General features: G+C 51.9%; 14 protein-coding genes. 7 read left to right on the top strand and 7 right to left on the bottom strand.

The genetic code is table 11. The features are described from left to right. Positions 1-541 precede the first annotated feature (541 nt). The 6 genes from ACXAFI_RS17220 to ACXAFI_RS17245 all read left to right on the top strand — a co-directional run bounded on the left by ACXAFI_RS17220 (position 542) and on the right by ACXAFI_RS17245 (position 5,401). On the top strand, positions 542-961 hold the full coding sequence (locus ACXAFI_RS17220) for a hypothetical protein (protein WP_475109740.1): 420 nt from the start codon (positions 542-544) through the stop codon (positions 959-961). Between the two features lie 96 nt (positions 962-1,057). Further along, the gene (locus tag ACXAFI_RS17225; protein WP_475109741.1) at positions 1,058-1,585 is read left to right on the top strand and encodes an N-acetyltransferase family protein; all 528 of its coding nucleotides are present in this window, start codon (positions 1,058-1,060) and stop codon (positions 1,583-1,585) included. A gap of 63 nt (positions 1,586-1,648) precedes the next feature. Continuing rightward, complete coding sequence (locus tag ACXAFI_RS17230) at positions 1,649-1,891, top strand: hypothetical protein (RefSeq protein ID WP_475109742.1); 243 nt, start codon at positions 1,649-1,651, stop codon at positions 1,889-1,891. Positions 1,892-1,985: 94 nt separating this feature from the next. After that, positions 1,986-2,561 (top strand): DUF1287 domain-containing protein, encoded by a 576-nt coding sequence (locus ACXAFI_RS17235; RefSeq protein WP_475109743.1) that lies wholly within the window; start codon positions 1,986-1,988, stop codon positions 2,559-2,561. Between the two features lie 389 nt (positions 2,562-2,950). Beyond that, positions 2,951-4,627, top strand: a complete 1,677-nt coding sequence (locus ACXAFI_RS17240; RefSeq protein ID WP_475109744.1) for a multicopper oxidase family protein — start codon at positions 2,951-2,953, stop codon at positions 4,625-4,627. Between the two features lie 405 nt (positions 4,628-5,032). Beyond that, complete coding sequence (locus ACXAFI_RS17245) at positions 5,033-5,401, top strand: hypothetical protein (protein WP_444920832.1); 369 nt, start codon at positions 5,033-5,035, stop codon at positions 5,399-5,401. Between the two features lie 60 nt (positions 5,402-5,461). Here ACXAFI_RS17245 and ACXAFI_RS17250 read toward each other — a convergent pair whose 3' ends face one another. From ACXAFI_RS17250 to ACXAFI_RS17280, 7 genes are all read right to left on the bottom strand, one after another. Next, positions 5,462-6,361 carry a hydroxymethylglutaryl-CoA lyase gene (locus tag ACXAFI_RS17250; protein WP_475109745.1) on the bottom strand — a complete coding sequence of 300 codons (900 nt, stop codon included), beginning with the start codon at positions 6,359-6,361 and terminating at the stop codon, positions 5,462-5,464. After that, a complete protein-coding gene (locus tag ACXAFI_RS17255; protein ID WP_475109746.1) occupies positions 6,361-8,361 on the bottom strand; it encodes an acetyl/propionyl/methylcrotonyl-CoA carboxylase subunit alpha in 2,001 nt (666 codons plus the stop codon). Before ACXAFI_RS17255 ends, ACXAFI_RS17250 begins: the two co-directional genes overlap by 1 nt. A 4-nt stretch (positions 8,362-8,365) precedes the next feature. Beyond that, positions 8,366-9,163, bottom strand: a complete 798-nt coding sequence (locus ACXAFI_RS17260; RefSeq protein ID WP_475109747.1) for an enoyl-CoA hydratase/isomerase family protein — start codon at positions 9,161-9,163, stop codon at positions 8,366-8,368. 72 nt (positions 9,164-9,235) lie between these two features. Then, a complete protein-coding gene (locus ACXAFI_RS17265) occupies positions 9,236-10,843 on the bottom strand; it encodes a carboxyl transferase domain-containing protein (RefSeq protein ID WP_475109748.1) in 1,608 nt (535 codons plus the stop codon). A gap of 116 nt (positions 10,844-10,959) precedes the next feature. Next, on the bottom strand, positions 10,960-12,129 hold the full coding sequence (locus ACXAFI_RS17270) for an isovaleryl-CoA dehydrogenase (RefSeq protein ID WP_444908564.1): 1,170 nt from the start codon (positions 12,127-12,129) through the stop codon (positions 10,960-10,962). A gap of 134 nt (positions 12,130-12,263) precedes the next feature. Beyond that, complete coding sequence (locus ACXAFI_RS17275) at positions 12,264-12,680, bottom strand: MerR family transcriptional regulator (RefSeq protein ID WP_475109749.1); 417 nt, start codon at positions 12,678-12,680, stop codon at positions 12,264-12,266. 129 nt (positions 12,681-12,809) lie between these two features. Further along, complete coding sequence (locus ACXAFI_RS17280; protein WP_475109750.1) at positions 12,810-13,868, bottom strand: hypothetical protein; 1,059 nt, start codon at positions 13,866-13,868, stop codon at positions 12,810-12,812. A 384-nt stretch (positions 13,869-14,252) separates the two neighbouring features. On the opposite strand from ACXAFI_RS17280, the gene serB reads away from it, so the two are divergent. After that, a complete protein-coding gene (gene serB, locus ACXAFI_RS17285) occupies positions 14,253-15,377 on the top strand; it encodes a phosphoserine phosphatase SerB (RefSeq protein WP_475109751.1) in 1,125 nt (374 codons plus the stop codon). The last annotated feature ends 246 nt before the right edge of the window (positions 15,378-15,623 follow it).

Consider the following 15,623-nt stretch of genomic DNA (forward strand, 5'->3'; position numbering starts at 1 on the left):
CTGCGAGTGATAAGAGATGCGGCACGCAAGTTCCACATAAGAAAAAGCAAAAAAATATTCTCGGTTCTTTCAGAAATTTATAACCATAAAAATTAAGGCTAACCACTTATACTCCTATTCTGTAGGGTACTTTGCCGTGACCCTACCGTATAATGACGCCTAAAGTTGTACCAACCAGAGAGATTTCATTTTGAAGCCCGAGGTAATTCTTTTAATCGTTAATACCATTATCATCTGCACGGCCTATCTCTATATTTACCCAAGGCACGCAGGGGCCAACCTTAACAAGGTGATAATCAATGATCTCTTTGCAACAAGTATTGCACTATTAATAGCCGGTATTCTTTTTGGGGATGCCGGACTCAAATTTAATATGCTGCTTTTTACCGCCAATTGGTTTGGCTTTTCTCTAATCAGCTTCCTGCTGATTGAACTTCCGTTCTTTAAGTGGTACTGGGATAAGTACAGTGTTAATTTGAGATAAATTATTTTGGCAGAATAGTCTGGAAGACACCAGAAAATAAATTACAGAGCACCAGGAATGAGCAATAAACATATCTATTTAAAGGGGTTACTTTTCTGGAGCATCTTGTTTTCAACCTACATAATCACTTTAAATTTTCCTGTAACAGAATTTGCCTGGAAATTACTACTTATTTCCACCGCTTTGCTCTACTTTTGCACTAATCGGGATAAATTTCAGAGACCAATAATAGATGATCCAATTTCTCATGTAAAATTTGATGGAGAGTTTATGATTATCGGTGATCTCTCCATCAAAAAATCTGCGATAAGAAAAATTGCTATTGACTCTGTCAAAGATCGTGGCTACTTCTCCCTCCCTTACAACCAACTATCTCCAGGGAAGATTCCTGAGTTTGTCTTCCCCTCCAACAAAGTCACCTCTTTTCGTGAATATCTAAAGCAAGAATTCCCCTCAAATGTGGAAATCATCACTTAAAACCCCTGTAGGAGAATCATCAGAGATGAGCAATTAAAACATATCATCAAATAATCGCCTTTACGGTTTTTACTTATCAAGGAATCAGGTAACACCATGAAAATACGTATAGCGACTAGGCAGGATGCACCCACCATCGCAAGCATACATAGTGCCAGCTGGCAAGAGAATTACCATAAAGTACTTTCCAGGCACTACCTTGAGAATAAGGCTCCAATGGAAAGGATGCGACTTTGGGAGGATCGTTTTGAGCAGCCAAAACCGAATCAGCAGGTACTGTTAGCAGAGATTGAGGGCAATATCGCCGGTTTTGTCTGCCTCTACGCAGACAATCATCCTGATTGGGGGACGCACCTGGACAATTTGCATGTGCGTAAAGGCTACCATTCCATGGGAATTGGAAAAACACTCTTTGTTGAAGGCGCTCGCTGGGCTTATGGGCAGGCTCCTGATAGAGGTATGTGCCTTTTAGTCAATCAGGATAATTTTAAAGCTCAATCCTTCTACCAGAAGCTGGGCGGGAGACAGGTGCAAGAAAGTAATTGGCATGCACCCGATGGAAGTAATGTGCCAACCTACTGGTATGTCTGGGATCACCTAAACAAATTGATCGAGATCGATTAATAGATCTAAAAAAGTCTATAGATCAATAAGCTTATATTCTCTCACCAATAATTAGCAGGCAATATGGAAGAAGTTGTTGGAGGCATAATTAGATTTGTCTTTCATTTTTTATTTGATGTGGTAGCCCGATTAATTTTCGAGATTTTTTTCTACTTTTCCGGATACCACATCAGCAAGCTCCTCCCCCTTAAAAAAGAGGAACCAAGCTTTGGACAGATATTTTTCTCCAGCATCTTCTTTTGGCTTGTTGTCGGCCTATTCAGTTATGTCGTTTACTCGAACTTTGCAGACAGCGCTATTTCATAAAAAAGTTCGATTTGACACGACCAACCGGGGTTAAGGCTGGCACCATATTTGGAAAAATAATTCCACCTACTTGAAATAAAAAAGGAAACTTAAAGTGAGAAGATTAATTCTCTTTGTCGGAATTATTTCATCCAATTGCTATGCACAAAATATTCCCCTAGCCGAAGCAGCCTTGGAGCGCACTTACCACACAGTACGCTACGACCCATCTTATGTCTCTATTCCCTATCCAAATGGTGATGTGCCAGCCGATACTGGTGTCTGTACAGATGTGGTCATTCGCTCCTTTCGAAAGCTGGGCATTGATCTACAGAAAGAGGTGCATGAAGATATCTCAAGCAATTTTCAAGCCTACCCTTCAAAGCGTATCTGGGGACTTTTAAGACCAGATAAGAATATTGACCACCGACGGGTACCAAACCTTCAGACCTTCTTTCATCGCAAAGGTATGTCAATCCCCATTACTGATAAGTCGAGTAACTATCTACCCGGAGATATTATTACCTGGATGCTTCCAGGGAATCTCCCTCATATCGGAATCGTCTCACCAAAGCCATCTAAAAATACAGATCGTTTTTTGATTGCTCATAATATTGGCGCAGGCCCAGTGCTGGAAGACATACTGTTCTCTTATACAATAACTGGACACTATCGATTAAACCTTGAATAAAAGATTTACTATATACCGGGAAGATCCAACTATACTCAGCGTGCTTAGAAATAAGAATTTATTTACGCCAAGAGGTTAGTTACGTCTGCAGAGAAATTTTACCCCATTAACATGCTATTTGGCTCAACCATCGAGAACTAATCATGTTAAGGCTGACCCACTTATGCCTATTACTATCACTGCTTTGTTTTCAAACTGCTGCCCATGAGAAAGCTAGCACCAGCCCAGCAAGCCCAATAACCTTGCTCGACCCTGACACAGTGGTTAAGTTTGAGAACGAACTACCTGTCCCGCTAGAAATCCGTCATCAGGGCTCAACTCCTATCAAACTACCAGCACGACCCACCCAGGTTTGGATGGGCCTACGAGATAAGGAGGGCAAACGCATAATGACTAAAGCCTGGGGTTTTGAATATGCAGGTCGTATCCACTCTCCCGGCCCTACTATTCGCGCCCGAGAAGGCCAACCGGTATTTGTACAATGGGCCAATGAACTTCCCGGCCCACATCTCTTTCCTGTGGATCGATCCATTCACCTCGCCGATGTAAAAGATCCCAAAGCTGTACCTATGGTTATCCACCTTCACGGCGGGCATACAGAGTGGAAAAGTGACGGCAATCCCCTCGCTTGGTACACCCGCAATTATCGTGAGACGGGACCAGTATTTGAGAAAAGGATTTACGAATACGACAACTCCCAGGATGCCGCCACTATCTGGTATCACGATCACACCCTGGGCATGACGCGCCTTAATGTTTACGCAGGTCTATTCGGTTTTTACCTGGTTGGCGATGACAATGAAGACCGTCTGATACAGGAGAAGCTGCTCCCCGCACAAGAGCGCACTTTTGTAGCCGCAATTACAGATAGCTTCTTTAGCTCCGATGGGCAACTGTATTTTCCTGGCTGGAGGGACCAGCCTCCATCACCAGTTTCCCATGAGGTAGTTAAGAATAATTGGCCCAACCCATCCCATCTCGACGAATTTTTTGGCAATTTTATTCTGGTAAACGGCATGACCTGGCCCAAAGTCAGTGTCACTCCACACGTCTATCGATTGCGGTTACTCAACGCATCCGATACCCGCACACTGATACTCAGGATCGACAAAAATATCCCCTTTGTACAAGTCGGCGGTGACGGCGGGTTTCTCGATCATCCTGTAAAATTGGATGAGCTGACATTGGCACCCGCAGAGCGAGCAGATGTTCTAGTAGATTTCAGTGGTTATGCAGGGCGTAAGCTGACACTGCGAAACTTTGGACCGGATGTCCCTTTTAAAGGCTTTGTAGAGGCCAGTGATCCAAAGAGTTCAGTTCCACTTGTCTACAACCCGGATGGTAAACGCATATTAAGCGATGGGCGCGGTGGCATCACACCAGCTACCGATCCAAATACTACAGGCCAGATCCTACAATTCCATATTGCTCCGAAATCTACAGACGCCACTTCTAATAAGCAGAAATCAAAGATCAAAAGTACCATTGGAGATTTAAAACTCACCCTAAATACTCCCTTGCGCACCCCACTTAATAGGCTTAACCAAGCCAGTCGTACACGACAACTTGCCACCTACCGGTTAGATGATCCCTACGGCCGCAATCTGCTCATGTTAGGTCCAGTAAAAGAAGGTTCCCTATTTTTTGAAGACCCTACTACAGAAATAATCCAACACAACGCCGTTGAGATCTGGGAAATATACAACCCTACAGTATCGGCTCATCCAATCCATATTCATCTGGTGGAATTCCAGGTACTGGATCGCCAGCCTTTTAAAGGAAAACTTATTGCCAAGCCCCAGAAATTTATGCATACGGATAAGATATTTCAGGGGGCACGGCTGGAAATAGAATCCCTACAGGGAAAACCCCTTCCACCACAGCCAGAAGAAAGTGGCCCAAAAGATACTGTGATCGCTCTTCCCGGCCAAGTAACCCGGGTAATAGCCCGCTTCGACCGCGAGGGGCTCTATGTATGGCACTGCCATCTGCTCTCCCATGAGGATTACGATATGATGAGGCCATTTAGGGTGTTGGCGCCAAAACGGGAAAAAATCACTAAATAGCTAGTTTTTAATCTTATTTCCGGACCGGAGTATTAGTTTGATACAAATATTCAAAAGACAATAAGAAGCAGATACAGCAATTTCTAGCTATAAGCTCAAAACAACCAACAAAGAACCCACCAAATAAGAAACAAATTACCGTCAAATACTCATTCAGCAGCCGATAACACATAGAAAACCATAAAAATAAGAAAATAATTCTTATTTACACCTGTGTTTTGTTATTTATTTCAGCATGGGAGCGTTTAGTGATTACTACCACCTGAAAAAAAGTAGTTAATTTCAATTAAACGAGAAAATAATAAATCTATTTCAATATATCTTAATTAAACATAAAATAGCCAGGCCAAAAATTGACAGATGATTTCATCACACCTTAAAAAGTTAAGAACTATTAATTTCATTATGAAAATGAAAAATTTACTTTCCGGACTACTTATACCTCTACTATCCAGCACCAGCTTTGCATCAAGCACAGTTGAGCCTAACAAGACTATTGAAGGCATTACCACCTATAAATATTATGCAGTTATTAGGTTCTCACCAGATGCCAGTGGCGACGAATTGGGGGAAGGGTGTTCGTCAGGTTCCAGTAACCATGTAGTCATAGAATTCGACCACAATGATGGAACAGATAATCATGACACAAAAGAGCAATTCTCATCACTTTTGTCTGCATATTTTGCAAAATCTAATACTGTAGGTTTTGGAGTAAAGGATTGCAGGGCAGGTAACGGAAATAACTACCCACTAATTTATCGGGTAGATATCTGATTCTCGCTAATAGTTGAGCCTATAGTATCAGGGCGGCGTTTTAACCGCCCTAGAAATTTCTCAGAAAGGCACCAATGCCTTAGCTACACGAGAGTTAGACTCCCGCCCCAGCTGCTCAGAAATAAAGTTCCCAGCCTCTGCCAGCAACTTTAAATCCACGCCAGTTTCAACACCCATGCCGTTGAGCATATAGAGCACATCCTCACTGGCAACATTACCGGAAGCGCCGCGGGCATAGGGACAGCCGCCCAGGCCGGCTACGGCGGAATCTACTACTGCGACACCCATTTGTAAGGCCGCGTAGATATTGACCAACGCCTGGCCGTAGGTATCGTGAAAATGTACCGCAAGTTTTTCCACAGGTACTCGGGCCATCACCTGCTCCAGCATACGCTTGGCGGCTTCCGGGGTGCCGACACCGATGGTGTCGCCGAGGGAAATTTCATAGCAACCCATTTCCAATAGAGCGGCACTGACTTCTGCCACTTTGGCCGGATCAATATCACCTTCATAGGGGCAGCCGAGTACACAGGATACGTATCCGCGCACGGGTATGCCGTCTTGCTTGGCTTTTTCCACCAGTGGGCGGAAGCGCTCCAGGCTCTCAGCGATGCTGCAATTGATATTTTTCTGGGTGAAGGCTTCTGAGGCCGCGCCAAATACGGCGACCTCATCCGCTTTGGCTTCCACTGCACGCTCATAGCCTTTTAAGTTTGGCGTGAGCGCACTGTAGATAACACCGTCTTTGCGCTGAATGCCCGCCAGCACTTCCTCGCTGGCGTCCATTTGCGGCACCCACTTGGGGCTGACAAAGCTGCCGGCTTCAATAACCGACAGCCCGCTAGCACTGAGTTTGTCTACCAAAGCGATACGGGTCTCCACAGAGATAGGCTGCTTTTCATTTTGCAGCCCATCGCGGGGGCCCACTTCGACGATTTTGACTTGCTTGGGCAAAGGCATTATTGCTCCTCCCCAGCGAAATCCACCAGCAGGCTGCCGCCATCCACCAGCTCACCTTCGGCGCAGAAGAACTGCTGCACGGTGCCGGATGCTGGAGCCCGCAGGGTGTGTTCCATTTTCATGGCTTCCATTACCAGTAGCGGCTGGTCTTTTTCCACCGTGGAGCCGGGCTGTACCAGTAGGGAAATAATGGTGCCGTTCATGGGGGCATCGAGGCCGTGGGCCTGGTCATTGCTCTCACCGATATCCGGGGGCAGCAACTTAAATTCCACCTGGGTACCATCGATAAATACAGCACCACCATCGCGGGTATCCACGGCGGAGAAACTCATGCGACGGCCATCCACCAACATCAAATCGCGCCCTGGAAGAAGGCGAATCTCACCGCTGTTTTGTTCCTCAGGCAAGGCATCGCAAGTCCAGCTCAGGCTATCGCCCTCCGCAACAAAGCGAATTTGAGCATGCTGGCCGCGGTAGTCCACCGTCTGGGTGCGACTGCCAGCCAGAGCATTGCGCCAGTTATCAGCGTTGTGCCAAGGGGAGAAAGGGTCCCGCTGCGGAGCGCTGTTGCGCAAGTCGCGCTCTTCGCGCTGCTGCAGATATCCGGCAATAGCGGCGCACTTCAACGGAGTCAGCGCTTGCTCCTGTTTCAGTACTTCCGCTTCATAGTCCTCAATAAAGTGAGTGGAGATACTGCCACTGGCAAATGCCTGGTGATTGATCACTCGGCGCAGGAATTCGATATTGTGGCGCACACCGGCAATCTGATATTCACGCAGTGCGCGATCCAATTTGGCCAAGGCTTCTTTGCGGGTGCGGCCGTGGCAGATCAATTTGGCAATCATCGGGTCGTAATGCACGCGGATTTCATCGCCGGTCTGCACACCGGTATCCACCCGCACACCCTCGCCTTCCGCCGGGGGCTGGTGACGTACCAATATGCCGGTTGCCGGCAGGAAATCATTGTCCGGGTCCTCGGCGTAGATGCGCACTTCCATGGCGTGGCCGTTGATCTGCAGCGCATCCTGGCTCATGGGCAGGGGGTCACCGGCAGCGACTGCCAGCTGCCAAGCCACCAAATCTTGTCCGGTGATCATTTCCGTTACCGGGTGCTCCACCTGCAGGCGGGTGTTCATTTCCATAAAGTAGAAAGCACCGCTGGCATCCAGCAGGAATTCCACCGTGCCGGCGCCCACGTAACCAATCGCGTGGGCCGCGCGCAGGGCCGCTTCACCCATGCGGGCGCGCAGCTCCGGAGTCATGCCCGGTGCGGGGGCCTCTTCCACTACTTTTTGATGGCGGCGCTGCACCGAGCAATCCCGTTCAAACAGGTAGACGCCATTGCCCTGCTGATCACAGAACACCTGGATTTCCACATGGCGGGGACTCACCACATAGCGCTCTAGCAACATAATGTCGTCGCCAAAGGCATTCATGGCCTCACGCTTGGCAGCGGCCAGAGCTTCGTGGAATTCATCGGCACTGTCGACACGGCGCATGCCCTTACCACCACCGCCGGCAGCAGCTTTCAGCAATACCGGGTAACCGATGCGATTGGCGTGACCTTCCAGCAGCTCTTCATTTTGGTTGGTACCGTGGTAACCAGGCACCAGGGGCACATTGGCCTCTTCCATAATACGTTTGGCGGCGGACTTGGAGCCCATCGCCTCAATCGCGCCGGTGGGCGGGCCAACAAAAATAATGCCGGCGCTATCGCAGGCGCGGCAAAACACCGCATTTTCCGACAGGAAGCCGTAACCCGGATGGATGGCATCGGCACCAGTCTGCTTAGCAGCACCCAATACCTTGTCGATATCCAGGTAGGAATCCCTGGCCGGGGCCGGGCCCAGGTTTACCGCTTCGTCCGCCATCTGCACATGCAGGGCGTCGGCATCCGCATCGGAATAGACAGCAACGGTGGCCACCCCCAGGCGGCGGGCGGTCTTGATAATGCGGCAGGCGATTTCGCCGCGATTAGCTATTAACAGTTTGCGAATCATAAAATTATCCTTCGCCACCATTCATCCAACTGGGTGCGCGCTTTTCCAAAAACGCACTCAACCCTTCCTGCCCTTCCGGCGATACACGCACGGCAGCGATCAGCGCGCTGGTCTGGCCTTGCAATTCATCGTTGATAACCCGATTGGACATGGACATGGCCAGTTGCTTGGCCATTGCGACCGCTTTGGGGCCATTATCGGCAATGGCATTCACTAATTTCTGCACATGCAGGTCCAGATCGCCCTCGGCGCAGACTTCGGATACCAAGCCCATCTGTTCCGCGCGCTGGGCGGAGAAGCGCTCCGCAGTGACAAAGTAACGGCGCGCGCGGCGGGTGCCGATCGCATTGATGACATAGGGGCTGATGGTGGCGGGCAGCAGCCCGATTTTGACTTCAGACAAACAGAAGCTGGCGCGCTCAGAGGCCACGGCCATATCGCAGCAGCTCACCAGGCCCACAGCACCGCCAAATGCAGCGCCCTGTACCCGCGCGATAGTAGGCGCAGGGAAGGTATCAAGCTTGTACAGCATGGCGGCAAGCGCAGCGGCGTCTCGGCGGTTTTCCTCTTCTGAATAAGTCGCCATGCGCTTCATCCAGTTGAGGTCGGCTCCGGCAGAAAAGCTCTTGCCATTGGAAGCCAGTACCAACACACGTACAGCGGGGTTTTGCGCCAGGGTGTCAAAGGTGGTGGCCAGCTCGTGGATCAGTTCATCATCAAAAGCGTTGTGGATTTCCGGCCGGTTCAGGGTGACCGTGGCCACGCCCTCGCTATCCACTTCGCACAGCAATTTATCGCTCATTGTTATTCCTCGATTGGGGCGTCTCTCAAAAGCGGCACCGGAACATTTCATTGGCGCCGCAACCATGGTTCCTTACATACGGAACACGCCGAACCTGGTCTCTTCCGGCTCCTTGTGGCTCGCCGCCGCCAGGCACAGACCGAGCACGCGGCGGGTATCCGCCGGATCGATAACGCCGTCATCCCACAGGCGCGCGGAGGCGTAGTAGGGGTGCCCCTGGTGTTCGTAGTTATCCACAATCGGCTGCTTAAACTGCTGCTCTTCCTCTTCGCTCCAGGATTCACCCCGGGCGGCCATCTGATCGCGCTTCACCTGGGCCAATACGCCAGCGGCTTGTTCACCCCCCATAACCGAGATGCGCGCATTGGGCCACATAAACAGGAAGTTGGGATCGTAGGCGCGGCCACACATCCCATAGTTACCGGCGCCGAAAGAGCCGCCGATAAGGATGGTAATTTTGGGCACCTTGGCGGTAGCGACAGCGGTCACCATCTTGGCGCCGTGTTTGGCGATGCCGCCCGCCTCGTACTGTTTGCCCACCATGAAACCAGTGATATTTTGCAGGAAAACCAATGGAATCTTGCGCTGCGCACACAGCTCAATAAAGTGCGCGCCCTTCTGTGCACTCTCCGCAAACAGAATGCCGTTGTTGGCAACAATTCCCACCGGGTAGCCCTGGATACGAGCAAAACCGGTGACGAGGGTCGTGCCGTACAACGCTTTAAATTCATCGAACTCGGAGCCGTCCACAACCCGCGCGATAATCTCGCGCACATCAAACGGCTGGCGCGAATCTTTAGGCACCACGCCGTAAATGTCTTCCGGTGGATAAATCGGCTCCACTGGCTTTTGAATATCCAGGCCGGGATTTTTGATACGGTTCAGGCGCGCTACAGAGCGGCGCGCCAACTGCAACGCATGTACGTCGTTATTGGCGTAGTGATCGGAAACCCCGGAAGTGCGACAGTGCACCTCGGCACCGCCAAGTTCCTCGGCGGAAACTTCTTCACCGGTGGCCGCTTTCACTAGGGGCGGGCCCGCCAGGAAGATGGTGGCCTGCTCTTTCACCATAATGGATTCGTCTGCCATAGCCGGCACATAGGCTCCACCGGCGGTGCAGCTACCCATCACCACCGCGATCTGCGGAATATTCTGTGCAGAGAGATTGGCTTGGTTAAAGAAGATGCGACCGAAGTGCTCACGGTCTGGGAAAACGTCGTCCTGGCGCGGCAGATTGGCACCACCGGAATCCACCAGGTAAATGCACGGCAGATTGTTCTGCTCGGCAATGGTCTGCGCGCGCAGGTGTTTTTTTACTGTGAGGGGATAATAGGTTCCACCTTTTACCGTGGCATCGTTGGCCACTATCACACAGGGCTGACCGGAAACGGTGCCGATGCCAGTAATAATGCCCGCGGCCGGAACATCCTCACCGTAAACCTCGTGAGCGGCCAGCTGGGAAAATTCCATAAAAGGGCTACCCGGATCGAGCAGCGCATCGATGCGGTCCCGTGGCAATAATTTTCCTCGCGCCAGGTGTTTTTCCCGTGCGCGCTCGCCGCCGCCCTGGGCGATGGCTTCCACTTTTTCGCGCAGGTCTGCCACCAGCGCCTGCATCTGCTCGCGGTTTTCGCCAAAGGCAGCATCGCGCGTATTTATTTTGCTCTGCAACTGATTCATAAAGTCTGATTCACTTTCCCGGAGAAAAGACCTCCACGGAGCGTGGCGTATCGCCGCAATATCCGTGGAGACAGCTGCCGCCGACAGGCGTCGGCAGCGAGAAGAAATGCCCAGCCTTAGCGGGTCTCGTTAAACAGCTCACGACCAATCAACATACGGCGCACCTCAGAAGTGCCCGCGCCGATTTCGTAGAGCTTGGCATCGCGCAGCAGGCGGCCGGTGGCGTACTCGTTGATGTAGCCATTGCCGCCCAGAGTCTGGATAGCCTGCAGGGCCATCTGGGTTGCGCGCTCGGCAGTAAACAGGATTACTGCGGCGGCGTCCTTGCGCGAGTCCTCACCGCGATCACAGGCACGCGCCACGGCGTAGAGGTAAGCGCGGCTGGCATTCAGGTCGGCATACATATCGGCGATCTTGCCCTGCATCAGCTGGAATTCGCCGATGGCCTTGCCGAACTGCTTGCGCTCGTGAATATAGGGAACCACCACATCCAGGCAGGCCTGCATAATACCGACAGGGCCACCGGAGAGAATGGTGCGCTCATAGTCGAGACCGCTCATCAAAACACGTACGCCGCCGTTCAATTCACCGAGAATATTTTCTTCCGGCACTTCACAGTCTTCGAACACCAGCTCACAGGTGTTGGAACCGCGCATGCCCAGCTTGTCGAGTTTCTGCGCCTGGGAGAAGCCGGCAAAACCGCGCTCAACGATAAATGCGGTAATACCGCCGGAGCTGATACCCGGCTCGGTGCGCGCGTAAATCACATAGGTGTCGGCATCGGGGCCGTTGGTGATCCACATTTTATTGCCGTTCAAAACAAAGCGATCGCCGCGCTTTTCCGCGCGCAGTTGCAGGCTCACTACGTCGGAACCGGAATTCGGTTCACTCATAGCCAAGGCGCCTACATGTTCACCGGAGCACAGCTTGGGCAGGTACTTGAGCTTTTGCTCGCGAGTACCATTTTTGCGAATTTGGTTTACACACAGGTTGGAGTGGGCACCGTAGGACAAGCCCACAGAAGCGGAGGCGCGGGAGATTTCTTCCATCGCCACAGCGTGCGCCAGGTAACCCATATTGGAACCGCCGAACTCCTCTTCCACGGTCATACCCAGAAGGCCCAGCTCACCGAATTTTTTCCACATATCGGCGGGGAACAGGTTGTCTTCATCGATCTGCGCCGCGCGCGGGGCCAGCTCCGCCTGGCAGAACTTGTAGACCATGTCGCGGAGCATATCGATGTCTTCACCGAGGCCGAAATTCAGGGTTGGATAGGAGGTATTCATAATGGCTCCAATAATTATTAGAAAAGTCTTTTAAACTGGCGGCACCTGCAACCACTCGATACATCAGGTGACACGCTAAACCTCTGCGGGTCACAGGCTTTCGCAAGCGCCTGTTGAAATTTTTAACCGGTGAACTAGGGGCTTTCCTCGTTGCGGCTCTTTATCAAAGCCGCTTGCGCACGGGCCTCGGCTTCACCGAGTTCCCCCATCAGGCTCTCAATATCCCGCAGCTGCTGCTGCAACTGTGCCCGCTTCTGCGCTATACGCTCCAACAGGCGCTGCAACTGCTCCACGTTGCCGTGAGCAGGATCGTACATATCGATAATCTCGCGGCTCTCATCGAGGGAAAAACCCAGACGCTTGCCGCGTAAAATCAGCTTTAAGCGCACCCGTTCCTCGGGGCTGTAGACACGGGTCTGACCATGCCGCTCCGGTTTGAGCAGGCCCTTGTCCTCATAGAAACGGATGGCGCGGGTAGTTATCTCAAACTCCCGCGCCAGCTCCGAAATACTGTAACTCTGGGACTCTACGATGCTGGCTTTGGCTTTCATAAGTACTTCCTCGAGACGCAACAGAGCCTATCAAGAGTTTACGTTGACGTAAACGTAAAGCAAACGCCAAAAAATAACTGCGAGGGGCTATTCAGTCATTAACCCGTCGCAGTCATCGGAAGTGAGGGATCAGGCGCCCAGTAGCTGCTGCAGCTGGTTGTCGAGCAACTTTTGGTAGGAGGGTGTCAGACCCGTAATTTCCAGGGACCAGCCGGCGCCGTGATGCTCAATGCGCCCGGCCAAAGAGGTATCTTCCAGCAGCTCCGGATGCAGGAACAAACCGCGCGATTGATTGAGTAATTGCTCGGCAGAAAAGTCCGGCGTGTTGGGCTCACAGGGGGCCACCGCCAGGGCCAGCTTCAGGCCGGTGGCCCGGCTGACGCTCTGCATCTCCCGCAGTAACAAACCACAGCAGACCGCGCGAAATGCCGCATCGGCGCCGGAAAATCCCAAGCCAATCTGCGGCCCGGCGCAACTCAGTGGATGGGCGCCATAGATCCGGCGCAGTAACTGCATACGCCCATCCAACTCCCGCTGGATTCCTTCGAGCGCGCTGCGGCTCAGTTGGTTGGTCAACTGGGCCCAGTTCAATGGACGCAGGTACAAACCAATGGCGTCCTGTTTTTGTTCGGAAAGATCGGCAGATGAAAGAGGTTCTTCAGCTGGCAAACTGCGCGGTGCGGAAAAGCCCCCCACCATCAATGCCGCCACTGCACTAAACGGCAATGCAAAAACCAGTGTCAGCAGCAGGCTGGCCCAGGGGAAAGTGACATCCTCGCCGGGGACCAGGGCAACGGTTACATTGCCGGCGATACTGTCGTGCAGCACTACCGGCACGCTAATGGTCTCGCCATTCTCTAGATCGCCGACTTCCGCCAAACTGTTCGATTCCACATCCTCAACGGCAACACCACTGATGGCAGGCAACTCCAACAGCTGCCGGGCCAGCAGTTGCATACTGATACGATCGTCGGCGACGATACGCTCCAGGCTTTGCCCGGCAAGAAAACTCGCTGCCGCCTGCGCCGAAGCGCGGTCTTTCTCCACGGCATCGGCATGGCGCTGCCCATAGTAGTGACCGAGAGCCACGCTGCAAAACAGAGCTAGGATCAACCAGATTGCCGCCGCCAACAGGCGCTGGCGGACGCGCTTGGATAAATGTGCAAACTGCTCTGGCAGTCTGCGCAAAAAGGAAATCATCGATACAGACATCACGCGGCCTTAATACCTCGCCTTGTTTCTTTTTATCTTGAGCTTCTTATCCATGCGTCTTTATCCGTCATCCTGACGGATAAAGACGTCGTCAACAAACACTGGCGCAGATGCGTGGACCTGCTGGCGTCTTTGGAACTCTCCGCGGCCAAGGGCCCTGGCGCGATTTTATCCTCACAAAGAGCCAATAGTGCGCAGTGTAATTTCCTGTGCCGTTGGTCGATCCGGCAACAAAATAGTTCCACAGGGAGTTTTTTATTTGTCACAAATAAGCGAGGCAGATCCTGCGTGCAGATTTTAGCGAAGATTCCGGCTAGAGCTATAATGCGTCACTTATTGAATAAATTGGGGAGCTTCGCCATGGGCGTCGAAACTAGAGCACAAGAATTTCATCTGCCCCTGGCACAAATTACCCAGTCACCCCTGGACTGCTCTGTCCGTTACCTCACCTATAGCGGCAAGAGCGGCAAGCACGCCCAGCTGGGGTTGGAATACGACGAAGCAGTACCTTTTTCGGGCACCGCCAGTTGCGAATTGAGCTTACCCAGTGCCGCACCATCGGCTGTGCAATCTCCCTGGTGCCTGACCTTCCTCAGCCCAGCAGCCACCCTGTCACAACTACAGCGCCTGCTGGATTTTTGTGCCGAGCAACAATGGCACATTGATGCCATCGACACTCTAGCCCACCGGCACGAGTGCACGGTAATCCGCTTCCAGTTCAGCGCTGAACTGGAGTTCTCCCCTGCGCGATTTGCCTGCCTGCAACTGGCCGAGGAAGTCGGAGCCGATCTGGTTTTGCAGGAAGGCAGCAGTCAGAGAGTACCGGCGCTGGCTGGCTTCGATATGGATTCCACCCTGATCGATGCCGAGGTCATCGACGAGCTGGCCAAGATTACCGGAGTCGGCGACCAGGTGGCGGCCATCACCGCGGCCGCCATGCGCGGTGAGCTGGATTTCCGCGACAGCTTCAAAAAACGCATGGCATTACTCAAGGGGTTTTCCGAGCAGGGCCTAGCAGAAATCGCCAGGCAACTGCCGCTAAAAGAAGGGGCACAAAACCTGTTGCACTGCCTGCGCAAACTCGGCTGCAAGACGGTCATTTTATCCGGCGGATTCACCTACTTCGCCAACTTCCTACAGAAAGAACGCCTTGCCGTTGACCTGATACACGCCAATGAACTGGAATTCACCGAGGGCGTACTCACCGGTGAAGTAATAGAACCCATCGTGGACGGCATGCGCAAGCGGTTATTGCTGGAGGAAACTGCAAAGGATATGGGGCTGTCGCTGGAGCAAGTGGTTGCCGTAGGGGACGGCGCCAATGATATCCCCATGTTGAACCTGGGCGCCCTGGGTATTGCCATCCATCCAAAACCCAAAGTCCGCAGAGAGGCACCACAGGCCATCACCCTATTCGGGCTCGATGCAGCGCTGTACCTATTTGGTCTCAACGACCGACAAATAGCCGAATTGGGGCAGCCTTAGAGGCGCCCCAAACAGGTCATATCATCGCATGAGGGAAGGGAAAAGAACGCGGCTTGTTGTTATCTGAACAGGCACCGGGCTCATATTCACAACCTACGATAAAAAGGCCGAGAATAACCAACCATAAAATCCGCTTGTACATAGGTACCTCCCTTTGCCTAATTGGAATTTTATTCGAGCAGCAGATTACGCAAAGGGTCCCGATTTGAACAGCAATTTAATGATTTTTATGCCAGAAAATTGGCG

The organism is Microbulbifer sp. ABH2_005 (genome assembly GCF_056160005.1).

Excerpts from the sequence above, each read along its gene's own strand:
- ACXAFI_RS17220 (WP_475109740.1), top strand. The coding sequence starts at position 542 with ATGAGCAATAAACATATCTATTTAAAGGGGTTACTTTTCTGGAGCATC.
- ACXAFI_RS17225 (WP_475109741.1), top strand. The coding sequence starts at position 1,058 with ATGAAAATACGTATAGCGACTAGGCAGGATGCACCCACCATCGCAAGC.
- ACXAFI_RS17230 (WP_475109742.1), top strand. The coding sequence starts at position 1,649 with ATGGAAGAAGTTGTTGGAGGCATAATTAGATTTGTCTTTCATTTTTTA.
- ACXAFI_RS17240 (WP_475109744.1), top strand. The coding sequence starts at position 2,951 with ATGACTAAAGCCTGGGGTTTTGAATATGCAGGTCGTATCCACTCTCCC.
- ACXAFI_RS17245 (WP_444920832.1), top strand. The coding sequence starts at position 5,033 with ATGAAAATGAAAAATTTACTTTCCGGACTACTTATACCTCTACTATCC.
- ACXAFI_RS17250 (WP_475109745.1), bottom strand. The coding sequence starts at position 6,361 with ATGCCTTTGCCCAAGCAAGTCAAAATCGTCGAAGTGGGCCCCCGCGAT.
- ACXAFI_RS17255 (WP_475109746.1), bottom strand. The coding sequence starts at position 8,361 with ATGATTCGCAAACTGTTAATAGCTAATCGCGGCGAAATCGCCTGCCGC.
- ACXAFI_RS17260 (WP_475109747.1), bottom strand. The coding sequence starts at position 9,163 with ATGAGCGATAAATTGCTGTGCGAAGTGGATAGCGAGGGCGTGGCCACG.
- ACXAFI_RS17265 (WP_475109748.1), bottom strand. The coding sequence starts at position 10,843 with ATGAATCAGTTGCAGAGCAAAATAAATACGCGCGATGCTGCCTTTGGC.
- ACXAFI_RS17270 (WP_444908564.1), bottom strand. The coding sequence starts at position 12,129 with ATGAATACCTCCTATCCAACCCTGAATTTCGGCCTCGGTGAAGACATC.
- ACXAFI_RS17275 (WP_475109749.1), bottom strand. The coding sequence starts at position 12,680 with ATGAAAGCCAAAGCCAGCATCGTAGAGTCCCAGAGTTACAGTATTTCG.
- serB (WP_475109751.1), top strand. The coding sequence starts at position 14,253 with ATGGGCGTCGAAACTAGAGCACAAGAATTTCATCTGCCCCTGGCACAA.